Consider the following 15,647-nt stretch of genomic DNA (forward strand, 5'->3'; position numbering starts at 1 on the left):
AGTTCTGCGCGTGGGCAGCAGGAAATAGCTTTGAATTCACGTATATAATAAATAAGCAGGAACCATATAATAAATCGGAGTACACTTGACAAAGGGCGGGAGCGAAGGCAATGAGAATTGTAGTGGATGGAGATTCCTGTCCTGTAAAAGATGAGATCAGCCGGACCGGCAGGAGTATGAATGTACCGGTCCTTATGGTATCATCCTACGATCACGTTCTTCGTTCCGAAGAAGGGGTCTCCGTAATCCAGGTGGACCGGAGTTCCCAGAGTGCCGATTTGTTTATCGCCAATCATATTGTTTCAGGAGATGTTGTCATTACGCAGGACTATGGTCTAGCTGCTCTAGCGCTAGCCAAGTCCTGCGCTGTGCTTTCTCCCCGTGGTGAGAGCTATAATAGTGGCAATATTGACTATTTGCTTGAGCGGAGGCATCACCATGCCAAGGCAAGAAGAGGCGGTAAATATGCCAAGGGACCCAAACCTTTTACGGATGAGGACCGGCAGGTATTCCAGCAGGAATTGACAAAAGTTTTAGTAGATTTGCAGGAGAACGCTGGAATTTAGCGAATTATAACTTACGTGTTAAATGGAATGTGCAGCAAAACCTAAGCCCATCCATATAACATTTTCTCTTGAGAATGAGCAATCAGTTTGAGGAGTCTTTAGTTCATTCAATTCATAGAGATGAAGGTGGTTAAGATGAGTACCGGACGGGGGACAATTCCGGAAGAGATCATTGAATCTGTGCTAAGACAGCATGATATCGTGGATACAGTTAGCAAGCATGTTCATCTGACCAAGCAGGGGAAATATTTAAAAGGTCTTTGTCCGTTTCACTCCGAGAAGACACCGTCCTTTACGGTAACGCCTGAGCGGCAGATCTTTCATTGCTATGGCTGCGGGATGGGTGGAAATGCCATAAAGTTCAGGATGGAAATCGAAGGATTATCATTTCCAGAAGCGGTTAGAGTGATGGCGGAGGATGCGAATATTCCTTTCAAGGATGCCGCTGGCATCGACCATACCCCGCGTAATCCTGAGCTGGATGCGCTGCTGCAAGCCCATGAATGGAGTGCCAAGCTGTATCATTTCCTTCTGAAGAATACAGAGCATGGCAGACCGGCCATGGAGTATTTGAAAGCAAGAGGTTTCACTGACAAAGCGATAGACCAGTTCCAAATTGGTTATGCTCCTGCACGCTGGGATACACTCGTTCAGTTTCTGGACAAAAGATCCTTTGATCTCGGCGCGATGGAGCGTGGCGGATTACTGGCTTCAAGACAAGATGGCTCCGGATTTGTAGATCGGTTCAGAGATCGCATTATTTTTCCGATTCATAACCGGACAGGGAAGGTAATAGCTTTTGCGGGCCGAATATTGGGTGAAGGACAACCGAAATATCTGAACTCTCCCGAGAGCAAGCTGTTTATTAAGAGCCGTACCCTTTACAATCTGCATCAAGCTAAATCGGCGATCCGAAAGACCGGGCAAATTGTTTTGTTTGAAGGTTATGGAGATGTGATCAGTGCTTCTGAAGCGGGGGTTCATAACGGAGTTGCCACGATGGGAACCGCCTTGACTGAAAGCCATGCGGCCATACTGCGAAATCTGGCTGACGAAGTTATTGTATGTTATGACGGAGATAACGCTGGACAAGCTGCAGCACTCAAGAGCATTCCTATACTCGAAGCGGCTGGGTTTCAAGTCAAGATATCTGTTCTTAGTGAGGGACTGGATCCGGATGAGTTCATACAGAAGTACGGAGCTGAACGATTCATACGGCAGGTCATTGAAGGCAACGTATCCTCTATAAAATTTAAGCTTATAAACCTAAAAAAGAACCATATAATGCTAGGAGCAGGTGAAGACGCCAAGGTTCCCTTTATTAAGGAAGCTCTGGAAGTGATCGCGCCCATTGAATCTCCTACGGAGAGAGAAATATATTTGAAGGAATTATCGGCAGATCTTAAGGTGTCTTTCGAGAGCTTGAAGCAGGAATGTAATCAGCTCCGTACCGATCTGCAAAAAATGGAGCAGGGCGGGGATAATAACCCTAAAAGGTGGAATAATGGTAGGCATAAAAAAGGGCAAGCGGAAGCTCCTGTATTACTCCCGGCATATCATGCCGCTGAGCGAAGATTGCTGTCATTTATGCTCCAGGATGAAGAGGTTGCGACCTATGTCAATCAACGCCTTGGAGACAGTTTCAATATTGAAGATTATGCGGCAGTTGCTGCTTATCTATACGCATATTACGCACAGGGAAAGAGCCCGGATGCAAGCCGATTTATTTCTTCATTACAGGATGACCGGCTTGAGAAGACCGTAAGCTCGATCGCGATGATGGAAACGCCGCAGGAATGGACGGTTCAGGAATTGGATGACTGTATCCGTGAAATCCGGAAATATCCGATTCGGCAAGAGATTGAACATAAGAAGGAACAGATGATCTCTGCGGAACGTGCAGGTGACTTCATGGGTGCTGCACAAATAGCAAGTGAGATTATAGCCCTAGAGAGACAGATGAACGAGAAATAGCGCGGATGTTTCTAGGGAGGAGGGAGTCGAGGGAATGGCAAATGATCAGCATGCTGAACTAGAAACGGAACTAACACTCGATCAGGTGAAGGATCAGCTAATTGAGAAGGGCAAGAAGAAATCTTCATTATCCTATAAGGAGATTGTTGAGAAATTATCCCCCTTCGATCAGGATCCTGAACAAATGGATGAGTTTTTTGAACAATTAGGTGACTTGGGTATCGATGTATCCAATGAAAGTGATGAGGAGCTTATTTCCCGTCCAGGCGATGATGATCGTGAACGTGAGGATAAGGATGATTTCAACTTTGATGACGATCTTTCTCTTCCTCCGGGTATCAAAATCAACGACCCCGTCCGGATGTATCTGAAGGAAATAGGACGTGTTCCCCTCCTGTCGGGTGATGATGAAATCGAGCTTGCCAAGCGGATAGAGGAAGGCGATGAAGAAGCTAAACGCCGGCTGGCTGAGGCAAATCTTCGTCTCGTGGTAAGTATAGCCAAACGTTATGTAGGACGTGGAATGCTGTTCCTGGACCTCATCCAGGAAGGGAATATGGGGCTCATCAAAGCGGTGGAGAAGTTCGACTTCAAGAAGGGCTTCAAATTCAGTACGTATGCGACCTGGTGGATTCGTCAGGCGATTACTCGCGCGATTGCCGACCAGGCCAGAACCATACGGATACCGGTGCATATGGTGGAGACGATTAACAAGCTAATTCGCGTGTCCCGCCAGCTGCTGCAGGAATTAGGCCGCGAGCCTGCTCCTGAAGAAATCGCTGCAGAGATGGAGCTCAGTGTCGAGAAAGTCCGCGAAATTATGAAGATTGCCCAGGAGCCTGTATCTCTGGAGACACCTATCGGGGAAGAGGATGACTCACATCTTGGTGACTTTATTGAGGATCAGGAAGCTCTTGCTCCTGCTGATGCGGCGGCTTATGAGCTGCTTAAGGAGCAGCTGGAGGATGTCCTGGACACCTTGACGGAAAGGGAAGAAAATGTGCTTCGCCTCCGTTTTGGATTGGATGATGGCCGGACCAGAACGCTTGAAGAAGTAGGTAAAGTGTTCGGGGTTACAAGGGAAAGAATTCGCCAAATTGAGGCCAAGGCACTTCGGAAGCTTCGTCACCCTAGCCGCAGCAAGCGGCTTAAGGATTTCCTCGAATAGACACACCATGGTATCCAAGACCTTTCTGCATGTGCAGTCAGGTCTTTTTTTCTGAATCAGGGTCATCTATAATGATTGCAGTATCTCATTCGCTTGCATGTGGGGGTTAGGGACATTTGAATCCTGAAAGACGCGAAATTATTTTAAAAGAGATTGATTATTGGCGCACGAACCGGCTTCTTCCGGAACAGTATTGTGATTTTCTTGAGAATCTGTACCACGAAGAAGAGACCCAGGCTTCCAAAAGAACATTCTCTCTGGGTGCAATCCAGCAGGGAAGCATGCGAACATGGCTTCTAGGTTTTGGTATTATATCCTTAATTTTCTTCATTGGATTTTATTTTAGCCTTTTTCCATGGCCATTGCAAATGGCTATCGCTCTGCTGGTTACGTCCATCTGCTATACCTTTGCTGCTGTGATTAGACCGAAGAAGAAGGTGGGCGCGCTGCTTCTTGCTTCGATTGGAAGTGTTATTTTACTTGGTATGGGCGGCTGGACTTTGTGGCTTCAGGATTGGCTCAGTGCGGGAGGCGTCGCTGGACTGATCGGAATATGCGGATTGATCTGGTGGATTGCCGGTTATTTCCTGAATCTAGGAATCCTCAATTACTGCGGATTTGTCTGTTTCATCCTGCTGTATGGCGTGATGCTTGAGCGAATTCATCCTGATGCTTCCTGGCTGATGATGCAGTTGTTCTGGCTTCCGCTCAGTGTAGTGATGATTTGGCTTTGCTGGTTGGCTCATCACAGAATCAAGCGGATTGCCCAGGTGTTTTTTGCGGTTGGAGTTACGGTTTGGTTCATGCCTGAAGCGGATATGCTTCTAATGAGTGAGCATGTTCCAAGCGGAATGGCCTTATTATGTCTGTTCAAAATTGCTGGAGCGTTTATAATTTTATATTTTCTTCGAAAAAAATGGATTGTGTGGGTGTCTAAATGAAACTATCGGCAAGATTACAACAAATATGCGATCAACTGCTTCCGGGCTGCCGGTTCGCAGATATTGGTTCAGATCACGCATTGCTGCCTGTGGCCGCAATACATAGTCGACAAGCGGCTTCCGCGGTAGCGGGAGAGGTTAATGAAGGGCCATATGAAGCGGCGAAGCGGCAGGTGGCGCAATCGGGGCTTAACAGCAGAATTTCAGTCCGTAGAGGTAATGGGCTTGAGGTGATCGATTCGGGTGAGGTAGAGGTAATTACAATAGCTGGAATGGGCGGAGCGCTCATTGTCTCGATTTTGAGCCAAGGGATTTCCAAGCTTAATGGGGTGAAGCGGCTTATTTTGCAGCCTAATGTTGGGGAAGACCTGGTACGCCGGTGGCTGCTGGATGAGGGCTGGTACTTGTCTGCCGAACATATTCTTGAAGAAGATGGCAAGATCTATGAGATTCTAACGGCAGACAGGCTGGACGAGGCGGCAACGCTTAATCGTGAGCTGTATCAAGACCGGATTATCCCTGGATGCAGCCAGGTCCTGAACAAAGAACGGCTGCTGTTAATGGGACCAAGGCTAAGCGAATGTCCGTCTCCAGTATTTTTTGATAAATGGGAATCGGAAATTGCAAAACTTATGAAGGTTCGCAGTCAAATTGCCAAATCGGAACTTGAGGCATCACGCGTTAAGGAAGAAGAGATGAGAGTGCAGATCGAAGAATGGAAGGAGATATTAACATGTATGCGAAAGGACAGACAGTCACAGGGCTGATGGAGCAGCTTGCTCCTAAGCATGTGGCCGTACCTGATGACAAGATTGGCCTGCAGCTGGGAAGCTTGCAGAAGGAGATTAAGAGCATACTTGTGACCCTGGATGTGACGGATGCGGTTGTTCAGGAAGCTATAGAGCTTAAGGCAGATCTTATTATCGCTCATCATGCCATAATCTTCAGACCTCTTGCCCAGCTCCAGACAGATACGCCGGCCGGCCGTTTGTATGAGAAGCTGATCAAGAACGATATTGCTGTCTACATCAGCCATACGAATCTGGATGTGACCGAGGGCGGAATTAATGACTGGATGGCGGAGGCACTTGGCATTGAGGCTTCTGATTCACTGGAGAATGTGCATACGGACAAATTATTCAAGCTGGTTGTCTTTGTTCCGAAGTCTCATCATAAACAGGTTCTAGATGCGGTATTGAATGCTGGTGCAGGAGCAATCGGCAACTACAGCCATTGCAGCTTTAATATCGAGGGCTATGGAACCTTTGTACCGCAGGAAGGGACCAATCCCTTTATCGGTGAACAAGGCAAGATGGAGCATGCTGAAGAGATTCGAATTGAGACGATTGTGCCAAGCAGTCTCCGGAGCAAGGTGATAGGAGCCATGCTTAAGAGTCATCCGTATGAAGAGGTCGCCTACGATCTCTATCCCATGGACTTGAAGGGAAGAACACTGGGATTGGGCCGAACAGGTAAGCTTCGCGAGCCTGCTCTATTAAAAGATTTCGTAGACCGGGTAAAGACGGGATTGAAGGTAGATCATGTGCGCGTCGTGGGTGATTTGAACCGGCCGATCAAGAAAGCAGCCGTACTTGGCGGCTCTGGCGGCCGCTACTGGAAGCAGGCTCAGTTCCGCGGGGCTGACGTGCTGGTAACAGGCGATGTGGATTTCCACACCGCTCAAGATGCGCTTGCAGCTGGAATCGCAATAATCGACCCAGGGCATCATGCCGAGAAGATCATGAAGGAAAAGGTTGCAGGCTGGCTGAAGGATAAGCTCGGTGAGTCAAGGTATAGCACAGAGGTACATGCCTCCAAAGTCGATACCGAACCATTTCAATTTATGTGAATTTATTGACGCAAAATTGCCATTTTGCGCTAACGGACCCTGTTATTTAGGGTTGTGCAGGTCGTGAAATGCCTGTATACTAGATCAAGTCATGGGAAGTTTGACAGACAATCGCCGGCAAGCTCGTCTTGCGGGAGGAAAGTCCGGGCTCCACAGGGCAGGATGCTGGATAACGTCCAGTCGGCGCGAGCCGAAGGATAGTGCCACAGAAATGGACCGCCGATGGCCGTTCTTCAGGGAACGGATCAGGCAAGGATGGAACCGAGGTGTAAGAGACCCCGAGGAGCGTTGGTGACTTCGTTCCTGGTAAACCCCATCTGGAGCAAGACCTAATGGGACGCAGTTTCCTTTTATGAGGAGACAGCCTTAGCCCGAGGCGCGTCTAGGTTGGTCGCTTGAGCTGTGCAGCAATGTACGGCCTAGATAGATGATTGTCGCTTGTAGTGGGAGGGTAGTTCCCGTACGTACCACCAAAGAGCACAGAACCCGGCTTACGTCTAACTTTCCTCAACTAACAAGAAGCCCCGATCCATTAGCAGATCAAGAATGATTTGCTCGTGGATCGGGGCTTCTTTGTATTAAGGCTGGACTCTCTTTTGCAAAAGATTGTTGATTTCATCCTGGATATGCTGAGGCCATAGCTGAAGCGGAGACTGGCCGCTGCCAGCCGCCTGAAGGGCAGCCAGAACATCAATCTGGCCAAATCCATAGTATTTATCCCGGCCGGGCTCCCCAAGATCAATAACATTCTTGCGAATGATATCCATTACTTCCGTGTTACGCAGATCCGGATTAATGGAACGGATCAATGCGGCCAGGGCCGAGACATGAGGGGTGGCCATAGATGTTCCGGACAGTGCTGCATATTGATTATGCGGATAGGTGCTCGCAATACTCTCGCCTGGGGCCATGACGTCAATGTAATTCCCGTAATTGGAGAAAGAAGCTTTATTCAGCTTCGAGTCGGTTGCCGATACGGAGAGAACTTCCGGATAAGCGGCGGGATACCCCGGTCTCTCGGTATTGTCGTTCCCTGTTGCGGCGATGATTACGACATCTTTGTTATAGGCGTACTTGATAGCATCGTGAAGGAACTGGGCATCGGCATAGTTACCCAGACTAAGATTGATGACTTTTGCTCCATGATCAGCCGCCCAGATGATTCCTTGGGCAACCGAATAAGTTGTACCTGAACCGGAAGCATCCAATGCTTTGACAGGGAGGACCTTATTCCCCCACGTCATTCCGGCAATCCCTTCGTTGTTATTAACTTTAGCGGATATAATCCCGGATACATGCGTACCATGACCAACATCATCCATCGGCTTGTTGCTTGGAGAAATGACATTATAACCAGGGAGAAGACGACCTTTCAAATCCGGGTGTGAGAGGTCGACCCCGGTATCCACAACAGCGACAATGACATCACTCTTGCCCTTGGTCAGATTCCAGCCTCTAGTCGTTTCAATAATAGGCAGGTTCCACTGATACTCGGAGTAAAGAAGGTCGTTTGGAGCTCCTGTAGTATCCTCCATAGTTCCTGTCTGGGGTGTAGTCTCATTCGTCAAATACAGGTAATGCGGTTCTACGAATTTAGGATTCCACTTTGAGGTGAAATAAGCTTGTAGCTGGCTCATACTTTTGTTACTGGCGTGAAAAATGTACGTATTATTAATTTTCTGATACGGGATAATGCTGCCAAGGTCCTTGCGAATCTGTTTCAATGCAGCCTGTGTAGGTGGCTTATGAAATGTAACTACAACCTCGTTCTCGTAATAATGGCTTGCATTCTCGTTATCCTGTCCGGTCTTAACTGTCGTATCCATTAACGTATCCGGATGGAAGGATTCCATTTTGTAACGTCCTTCCTTTGGATAAGGAATCAGCCTAAGATTCTTGTGTTGGTGATTCTTTACTTTATCTAGAATTTCAAGGCTATAGAGAGCAATCACACCTTGCTCCCCCTTCTTAGCTGGTTCTCCAGCTACAAAAAACTTCGGATTATCGGCAGGAAAGCCAGGTGATTCGTATGACTGATTACGGTTAAGGGACTTTTTGGCTAACTGTAAGTAGGATTTGGCCTGTTGATCCTCCTTGCTTCCCGGAGTAAAGGAAGGGTGCCTGAATTCTTGCTCATGCTTGCTGTCAATCCATATGAGTGACAGGAGATGCTGGTGTTCATCCTGAAGCTTGCGGATGTATGCACTGTTCACCTGCTCGGGTGAATGTGTAAGCTTTTGACTCAGCTCCTTAAGGTGCTTCCTGGCATCGTGGCGCACAATCCGGTCCGTAGCGACCATATCTCTTTGGAGCAGGAGCTGCTTTAGATGCTGTTCCTGACGAGGACCCCTGGATTCTGATGGTTTTGCCTCATTGTGCACGGGGGTCTTGGAAGGGAACATGGATATTGCAAGGAGAGCAGCGGTTCCTGTTAAGCCCGCAGCGATCCATTTACGTTTTGACATGGGCAGAAAGCCTCCTTAAAAGTTCCATCAGATATCTATGTAGCTATAGCGTTAGAAACGGCACGCCTTTTTATTCCTACAGCAGTTCGCCAGTCAGGAGCAAATGATGGTAACCCAAGAATATTTAAGCGATTGGGGACAAGAAAGGATATCGTTTTGAGTTGTTTTGTGATACTATGATTTAGAACACAGTGACTTTCAGTGTGTTTGCTGTACCCATTGCTCTTGCTTGACAGAACGGAAGGAGAACAGTTTTATGCCTGAAACCAATGTCCAACAATTATGCGAAAGCGCCAAAGAGAAACTTTTGATTGCCATTCCTAAGCTGGAACAGTTTCTGAACGAAAATTCACTTACGCAGCTCGCTCCCGAACAAGATGAGGAATCAATTCGGTTCTCCAAGGGCTTTCTGACGGACCTGCGTCATCTTCTGGTTAAATCAGAAGTTGTGTATGAGAAATTGGGTGTTGTACTTCGCCGGGCTAACTTCGATAAAGAAGCCGCAGAGAAAGTGCTCTACAACGTATATCATGAATGCGTGAACAGTTTCTTCTATCCTAAAAATGAAAGTTACTCAGAAGATGGGCGTTATGCTTATACCGGACAAGATGCAATCCGTTTCCGCAAAAAGCCAGTTCGTGCTGCACGTGACATCATTTTGGACGTAACCAAAGTATATGAAGACCTCCGTGATGAGCTCACGTTTTATGAAAGTGACTATCTGACCCAACGCCGTATGCAGAAAGCGAACGTTTAAGGGACAGAATTATAAATAAGCAACGATTCGAAGATACCTGTTCAAGGTATCTTTTTTTTGCTTTGAATTGACAGATAAGCTTCTGAATAGGGGGCTTAGCCTGGGGAGAAAATGTACCTGAGGTGATAAACATGCCAAATGGCGAGAAGCCCATAGTGAAGTGCAGTGTCTCTAACTGTCATTATTGGGGTGAAAAAAACGTCTGCAAAGCCGATTTGATTATGATTGACATTGATCAGCATGCGGCTGCAAGCTACCGCGAGGAGTATGCAGGAGAGACGTTTGACACAGACCATCAAGACGCGGCCCGATCCTCCGCGTCTACCTGCTGTCATACGTTCAAGCCAAAGTCGAAATCATCCTAAATTGACCATTCTCGGAGGTGTGCACAATGAGTGAATATCCAAAAGAAGTCAAAGATGATCATCAATCAACACAATTGACATCATCGTCGACACATCCTGCACAATCAACATCAACAACGCATCCAGCAGGGTCAACTTCAACAACATCACCAACGCATCCAGCACAATCAACATCGACAACATCATCAACATCATCAACATCATCAACATATGGAACCTCCAGCCAGTTCAACAACCGTGTGGATTATCCGCGTAGAACTCATCAAGAGGAGTATGCCTCAGAGGTCACTCCGAGAGTATCCTATACAGGAGCACGGTCTGTGCGGGATGATAATACAGCCGATTCATCAACAGAATCCGCTTCTGGCCGAACAGCAGGATACGTAGGTGTAGCGCTGGGGATTGCCTCCCTGTTCATTTGGTCCATTATCCTAGGGCCCATTTCCGCTATCCTCGGGTTCTACGCATACAGCCAGGGAAAAAGAACTTCAGGAGCCTGGGCTGCAGGACTTGGTATTATCGCCACACTTAGTTATTTCTTTTTGATTCCATTTACACGCTAAAGAAATCATCTGAGTTAATCTCAATATTTAACAGGCCCTGTCCGATATAAAGATCAGGGCCTGTTTTTTTTGCCAAAATACTGGTTATCAGACTAACAGGCATGTACAATAAAAGGTAGGATTTGAACTAAGAAGAGGAGCTACTTTACATGCAAATAGATCCGCGTACCGCTAAGCAGTTGATTGACCTTCAACTCATGAGCGGAATCGATTTACAGGGTACTGCCCTTCAGAATACGTCATCTACAGGCGGAAGTGATTCCGCTTTTAATTTGGTGCTGCAGCAGCTCATGGATTCCGATTCAGCAGCCACTTCGGAGAATGATTATTCCTCTGCTTTAAGCCTGGGGCAGACGATTAATGTGAATGGCCAGCTATGGCAGCTTTTGCAAGCAAACACAGAAGGAAGCCATGTTGATGCTGACTCGGGAGTACAGTCTACTCAAGCAGTGCCAGTTGATCACAGTGTGGATCACAGCTCTAAACCGACTGCTTATAATGACTTGATTAGCAAAGCCAGCCGGGATTACGGGGTTCCCGAGTCTTTGATTAAGGCCGTTATTGATACAGAGTCCTCCTTCGACCCGAACTCTTTATCCTCCGCGGGGGCCAAGGGTTTAATGCAATTAATGGATGGTACGGCTCAAGGTTTGGGGGTCAGTAACTCCTTTGATCCAGCCCAGAACATTGATGGGGGAACCAAATATATTTCTTATCAGCTCAAACGTTATGACGGAAATATAAGTACCGCTATGGCCGCATACAATGCCGGACCTGGCACCCTGAAGAAGCTCGGAATCTCCAATGATAAGGAACTGATGGAGAAGCTTCATCTACTCCCTGTCGAGACACAGAAGTATGTCACCAAAATCGCCCGGGCCCGTGCCAAGTACGAGGTATAGGGAACTTTCATAATGGAGCGTTCTACTCAAGTGGAACGCTTTTTTGCTGCTTTTTCAGCACAGATGGGAAATCTGTTACAATGGACTGAGGGGGGATGTAGATGTATTATTTTGACCACGCCGCAACAACCCCGCCAAGCGAAGAAGTTCTTCGTACCGTGTATGAAGTGATGACCAGACATTATGGGAACCCTTCCTCGCTTCATCGCCTAGGAGAGGACAGCGAGAAATTGCTGAGGAGATCGCGGGAAGTATGCGCAGCCTCGCTTGGCGTTCAGAGCGCCGAGATTATCTTCACTTCAGGGGCGACAGAGAGTAATAATCTGGCTCTCAAGGGAGCGGCATTACAATATAGAAGCAGAGGGAATCATATTATTACAACGGAAATTGAGCATCCTTCCGTATATGAATGTGCTAAGCAGCTTCAGCTATTAGGCTTTGAAGTCACCTTCCTGCCAGTAAATAAGGATGGCACTGTAACTGTAGAGCAAGTCATGGATGCGGTTCGTCCCGAGACGATCCTGGTCTCGATTATGCACGTAAATAACGAAACGGGGAGTATTCAGCCGGTTAAGGAAATAGGCATTCGCCTTAATCAGACACGGCCTAAAGTGCTGTTTCATGTCGATGGTGTTCAAGGCTATGGGAAGGTTCCTCTATCTCTAAAGGAGAGCGGAATTGACATGTATAGCTTGTCCGCACACAAGATAAGAGGCCCCAAGGGAACAGGTCTTTTATATATAAAAGAAGGAGTGTCCTTATTCCCGCTGCTGGCAGGCGGTGGTCAGGAAAGAGGACTTCGCTCCGGTACCGAGAATGTACCGAGCCTGGTGGGGATGGCTAAGGCGGTTCGCCTTGCCGGTGAAGGAGTACAAGCAAGATCATCTCAGCTGGGTGTTCTTCGCAATCAGTTCATTGAAGGATTAACTCAAATTCCGGAGGTGGCCCTCAATTCACCACGGGATGGCGGAGCCCCGCATATTATTAGCTTTTCTCTTCCTGGAATGAAGGCAGAAGCATTGCTTCATATGCTGGAGGAAGACGGCTTTATGGTCTCAACGAAGTCTGCGTGTTCATCCAAAGCGGCCGAACCCAGTCGTATTCTCCTGGCTATGGGAGCCGGTCAGGCCGCCGCTTCAAGTGGAATTCGGGTTAGTCTTGGTGAAGAACATACAGAGCAGCATATACAGCTTCTGCTCTCCACTTTGAATAAAGCGGTGAACAGACTTCGTCATTTGAAAGGTGGATTTTAATAATTAATGCAGACTTATGATTTATTACTCATGCGTTTTGGCGAAATGGCCATCAAAGGCAAGAACCGCAAACGATTCGAGAAAGCGGCTTTAGCCCATGTACAAACGATACTTGAATCTTTCCCCCGTGCGTCAGTACGCAAGGAATATGGGAGATTTTATATTATGCTTGGCGGGGAATCCCCTGAAGAGCTTCTTCATGAGCTGAAAAAGGTATTCGGTATAGCTTCCATCAGCCCGGTTATTGCCGTAGCTTCGGAACTGGATGCTATCCTGCAAACGGCTGCATCATTTATGAGCAAGATGACATTACCTGAAGGCACAACCTTCAAAGTAAATGCCCGGAGAGTATGGAAGGACTTCCCTCGCTCCTCACATGAGATGAACAGATTGGTAAGCGGCCCCATACTGCGGGAGCTTCCTTCGCTCAAAGTGGATGTGCATCACCCGCAAATTGAGCTAAGAGTAGAAATCCGGGAGGATCAGACGTATCTCTTCAGTGAGGTCATACCTGGAGCTGGAGGTTACCCTCTTGGCACGAACGGGAAAGCCATGCTCTTATTATCGGGTGGGATTGACAGCCCGGTAGCGGGCTGGTCTGCTATGCGCAGAGGGCTTGAGATTGAATGTATACATTTTCACAGTTATCCATTCACAAGCAAGAAGGCTGAAGAGAAGGTCATTCGTCTGGCGCATATTCTTTCGTCGTACTCTGGTGAGGTCAAGCTGCATCTGGTTCCATTTACAGAGGTGCAGACCTTGCTGACCAAGGCTAAGCAGGACAGTCTAATGATTACGTTAATGCGAAGAGCGATGCTGAGAATCGCTTCCGCACTAGCGGAGCAAAACGGCGCATTGGCTCTTGTTACTGGCGACAGCCTCGGACAGGTGGCGAGTCAGACTCTGCCCAGTATGAACGTGATTGGCCGGGCCACCGAGCTTCCGCTGCTAAGACCCTTGATCATGATGGATAAGCCCGAGATTATTGAGCTTTCTAAGGAAATTGGTACTTATGATTTATCCATTCTTCCGTACGAGGATTGCTGCAGCCTATTTGTTCCGAAATCGCCATCGACGAATCCGAATCTGCGGATTGTACAGAAGATCGAAGCAACTTCTCCTGAACTTGCTCAGGAAATTGAAGCTGCGATTGCTGGCACAAGAACGATCGTGCTTCGCCCGAATGCACAGCCCGTAATTGAAGAGGCGGATGAAGTCATACAGCAAGATTGGTTTTAGATACAAAAAGATGGAGCTATCCGCAAAGGGAAGCTCCTTCTTTTTGTATTGATGGGTGTGTGCCTTATGAATGCGTAGCTGGATCTGAGTGAGTCTTCTTACCACCTGGGCGCTGATTCTGCCTCTTCTTGAGGTGTCCAAGAAGAAGTACACCTGCAACTATGATAGTGATAAAGGAGATCCTCATCATAGGCTTGTCCCCAAATATAGAGATCAGCTTCGGCTCTGTCGTAATCATGTGAGCCGCGGTATAAGCAAGTACGGCTGCGCCTACATAAGCGATCCAAGGGAATGAGTTAAGCAGCTTGATGAATAGAGTACTGCCCCATACGACAATCGGCACGCTGATCAGGAGCCCGATTACTACCAGGATCATATGCTGCCCTGAAGCACCCGCCACCGCGATGACATTATCGAGTCCCATAGCCGCATCAGCAATAACTATGGTACGAACAGCAGGCCACAGCGTGCTTTCGGCTTTGATTGTATCGTGATCTCCGTCATCGGTCAGCACTTTGTACGAGATAAAGATCAGTAGAGCTCCGCCAATAGCCAGAAGCCAAGGGATATTCAAGAGCCACACTACAACAAGGGTTGCCAGTATCCGAAGCAGGACAGCACCGCCAGTCCCGTATAAAATGGCTTTCTTCTGTACTTTCCGAGGAAGCTTTCTTGCTGCCATTCCAATCACAATGGCATTATCCCCAGCCAGAATCAGATCGATAAATATAATGTTAATCAAAGACACAAAAAACGCAGCACTGAACAATTCCAACTTAGGTCACTTCCTTCGGTGTTATATACGTATTTATTAACCAAAACGTTTCATTTGTCTAGTCCTATCTCGAATGAACTGACGATATTTACACCTAACGGTATTAAAAAGTCTGAGGAATAGCTTGGCTATTCCATGCATAAATAACTAAGGGAGGGATGTACGTGGAATCGCTGGTGCTGCTAGGAGAAATACTTATGGTTAACCTTGTATTAAGCGGCGATAATGCCGTTGTTATTGCACTCGCTAGCAAGAATCTGCCGCTGAATCAGAGGAAACAAGCGGTGTGGCTTGGCGCTTTGGGAGCCGTTTTGCTAAGAATTATTCTAACCTGGATCGCGGTTATTCTGCTTAAAATCCCCCTGATTCAAGGGATTGGCGGCATTATGCTGCTCTACATTGCTTTCAAGCTGCTGCTTGAGCATGAGGACGAATCTACAGTAAGAGGGGCGACAACGATCTGGAAATCGATCCAGACGATCCTCGCAGCCGATTTCATTATGAGTCTTGATAATGTTCTAGCTATTGCTGCACTTGCGAACGGTGATTTGGCTATCCTCGTTATCGGTATTGCGCTCAGCATCCCGATTGTGGTGTGGGGAAGCAATCTGATTGCCGATTGGCTGCACAGATACCCGCTGCTGGTCTATTTGGGGGCAGGAATTCTTGCTTATACGGCCGGGAAAATGCTGCTTCATGACCCAAAGCTCGGCCCTCTGCTTGAATCCTTCATTCCAGCGGTGATTAATCTCGTTCCGGTGTTCTTTGCCGGGATTGTAGTTATAGCGGGCTGGTTCAAAAAATATAATCAGAACAGAGCTTAATATTTG

16 protein-coding genes and 1 other RNA gene are annotated in these 15,647 nt (G+C 47.5%); 14 read left to right on the top strand and 3 right to left on the bottom strand.

Features of this window, described 5'->3' with window-relative positions; genetic code table 11:
- Positions 1-110 precede the first annotated feature (110 nt).
- From ACRRNK_RS07315 to rnpB, 7 genes are all read left to right on the top strand, one after another.
- Entirely contained in the window at positions 111-566 is a 456-nt protein-coding gene (locus tag ACRRNK_RS07315) for a YaiI/YqxD family protein (RefSeq protein WP_433946102.1), read from the top strand.
- 135 nt (positions 567-701) lie between these two features.
- Entirely contained in the window at positions 702-2,540 is a 1,839-nt protein-coding gene (gene dnaG / locus ACRRNK_RS07320; protein WP_433946103.1) for a DNA primase, read from the top strand.
- 34 nt (positions 2,541-2,574) lie between these two features.
- A complete protein-coding gene (rpoD, locus tag ACRRNK_RS07325; protein ID WP_127198107.1) occupies positions 2,575-3,708 on the top strand; it encodes an RNA polymerase sigma factor RpoD in 1,134 nt (377 codons plus the stop codon).
- A gap of 116 nt (positions 3,709-3,824) precedes the next feature.
- Positions 3,825-4,649, top strand: a complete 825-nt coding sequence (locus ACRRNK_RS07330; protein WP_433946104.1) for a hypothetical protein — start codon at positions 3,825-3,827, stop codon at positions 4,647-4,649.
- Positions 4,646-5,416 carry a tRNA (adenine(22)-N(1))-methyltransferase gene (locus tag ACRRNK_RS07335; RefSeq protein ID WP_433946105.1) on the top strand — a complete coding sequence of 257 codons (771 nt, stop codon included), beginning with the start codon at positions 4,646-4,648 and terminating at the stop codon, positions 5,414-5,416. The genes ACRRNK_RS07330 and ACRRNK_RS07335 overlap by 4 nt, the downstream gene beginning before the upstream one ends.
- Positions 5,383-6,498, top strand: coding sequence for a Nif3-like dinuclear metal center hexameric protein (locus ACRRNK_RS07340; protein WP_433946106.1), 1,116 nt, complete (start codon positions 5,383-5,385; stop codon positions 6,496-6,498). The genes ACRRNK_RS07335 and ACRRNK_RS07340 overlap by 34 nt, the downstream gene beginning before the upstream one ends.
- A gap of 95 nt (positions 6,499-6,593) precedes the next feature.
- Positions 6,594-7,007, top strand: an RNA gene (gene rnpB / locus ACRRNK_RS07345) — RNase P RNA component class A.
- Positions 7,008-7,076: 69 nt separating this feature from the next.
- On the opposite strand, the gene ACRRNK_RS07350 is transcribed toward rnpB, so the two are convergent.
- Positions 7,077-8,963, bottom strand: coding sequence for a S8 family peptidase (locus tag ACRRNK_RS07350; protein WP_433946107.1), 1,887 nt, complete (start codon positions 8,961-8,963; stop codon positions 7,077-7,079).
- Between the two features lie 256 nt (positions 8,964-9,219).
- Here ACRRNK_RS07350 and ACRRNK_RS07355 point away from each other — a divergent pair, with 256 nt between their 5' ends.
- Positions 9,220-9,720, top strand: a complete 501-nt coding sequence (locus ACRRNK_RS07355; protein ID WP_433946108.1) for a DUF3907 family protein — start codon at positions 9,220-9,222, stop codon at positions 9,718-9,720.
- Between the two features lie 131 nt (positions 9,721-9,851).
- Positions 9,852-10,085, top strand: a complete 234-nt coding sequence (locus ACRRNK_RS07360) for a DUF1540 domain-containing protein (RefSeq protein ID WP_433946109.1) — start codon at positions 9,852-9,854, stop codon at positions 10,083-10,085.
- 48 nt (positions 10,086-10,133) lie between these two features.
- Here ACRRNK_RS07360 and ACRRNK_RS07365 read toward each other — a convergent pair whose 3' ends face one another.
- Positions 10,134-10,295 (bottom strand): hypothetical protein, encoded by a 162-nt coding sequence (locus ACRRNK_RS07365; RefSeq protein WP_433946110.1) that lies wholly within the window; start codon positions 10,293-10,295, stop codon positions 10,134-10,136.
- 29 nt (positions 10,296-10,324) lie between these two features.
- Here ACRRNK_RS07365 and ACRRNK_RS07370 point away from each other — a divergent pair, with 29 nt between their 5' ends.
- From ACRRNK_RS07370 to thiI, 4 genes are all read left to right on the top strand, one after another.
- Positions 10,325-10,648: a hypothetical protein gene (locus ACRRNK_RS07370; RefSeq protein WP_433946111.1), complete on the top strand. Its 324-nt coding sequence runs from the start codon at positions 10,325-10,327 to the stop codon at positions 10,646-10,648.
- Positions 10,649-10,797: 149 nt separating this feature from the next.
- Positions 10,798-11,550: a lytic transglycosylase domain-containing protein gene (locus tag ACRRNK_RS07375; RefSeq protein WP_433946112.1), complete on the top strand. Its 753-nt coding sequence runs from the start codon at positions 10,798-10,800 to the stop codon at positions 11,548-11,550.
- A 101-nt stretch (positions 11,551-11,651) separates the two neighbouring features.
- A complete protein-coding gene (locus tag ACRRNK_RS07380) occupies positions 11,652-12,803 on the top strand; it encodes a cysteine desulfurase family protein (protein WP_433946113.1) in 1,152 nt (383 codons plus the stop codon).
- 6 nt (positions 12,804-12,809) lie between these two features.
- On the top strand, positions 12,810-14,042 hold the full coding sequence (gene thiI, locus ACRRNK_RS07385) for a tRNA uracil 4-sulfurtransferase ThiI (RefSeq protein WP_433946114.1): 1,233 nt from the start codon (positions 12,810-12,812) through the stop codon (positions 14,040-14,042).
- 64 nt (positions 14,043-14,106) lie between these two features.
- On the opposite strand, the gene ACRRNK_RS07390 is transcribed toward thiI, so the two are convergent.
- Positions 14,107-14,817, bottom strand: coding sequence for a TerC family protein (locus tag ACRRNK_RS07390; RefSeq protein ID WP_433946115.1), 711 nt, complete (start codon positions 14,815-14,817; stop codon positions 14,107-14,109).
- A gap of 164 nt (positions 14,818-14,981) precedes the next feature.
- Between ACRRNK_RS07390 and ACRRNK_RS07395 the strand changes: the two genes are divergently transcribed.
- Complete coding sequence (locus ACRRNK_RS07395; protein WP_433946116.1) at positions 14,982-15,641, top strand: TerC family protein; 660 nt, start codon at positions 14,982-14,984, stop codon at positions 15,639-15,641.
- The last annotated feature ends 6 nt before the right edge of the window (positions 15,642-15,647 follow it).

This window comes from Paenibacillus sp. SN-8-1, from assembly GCF_050995535.1.
GTDB lineage: Bacteria > Bacillota > Bacilli > Paenibacillales > Paenibacillaceae > Fontibacillus.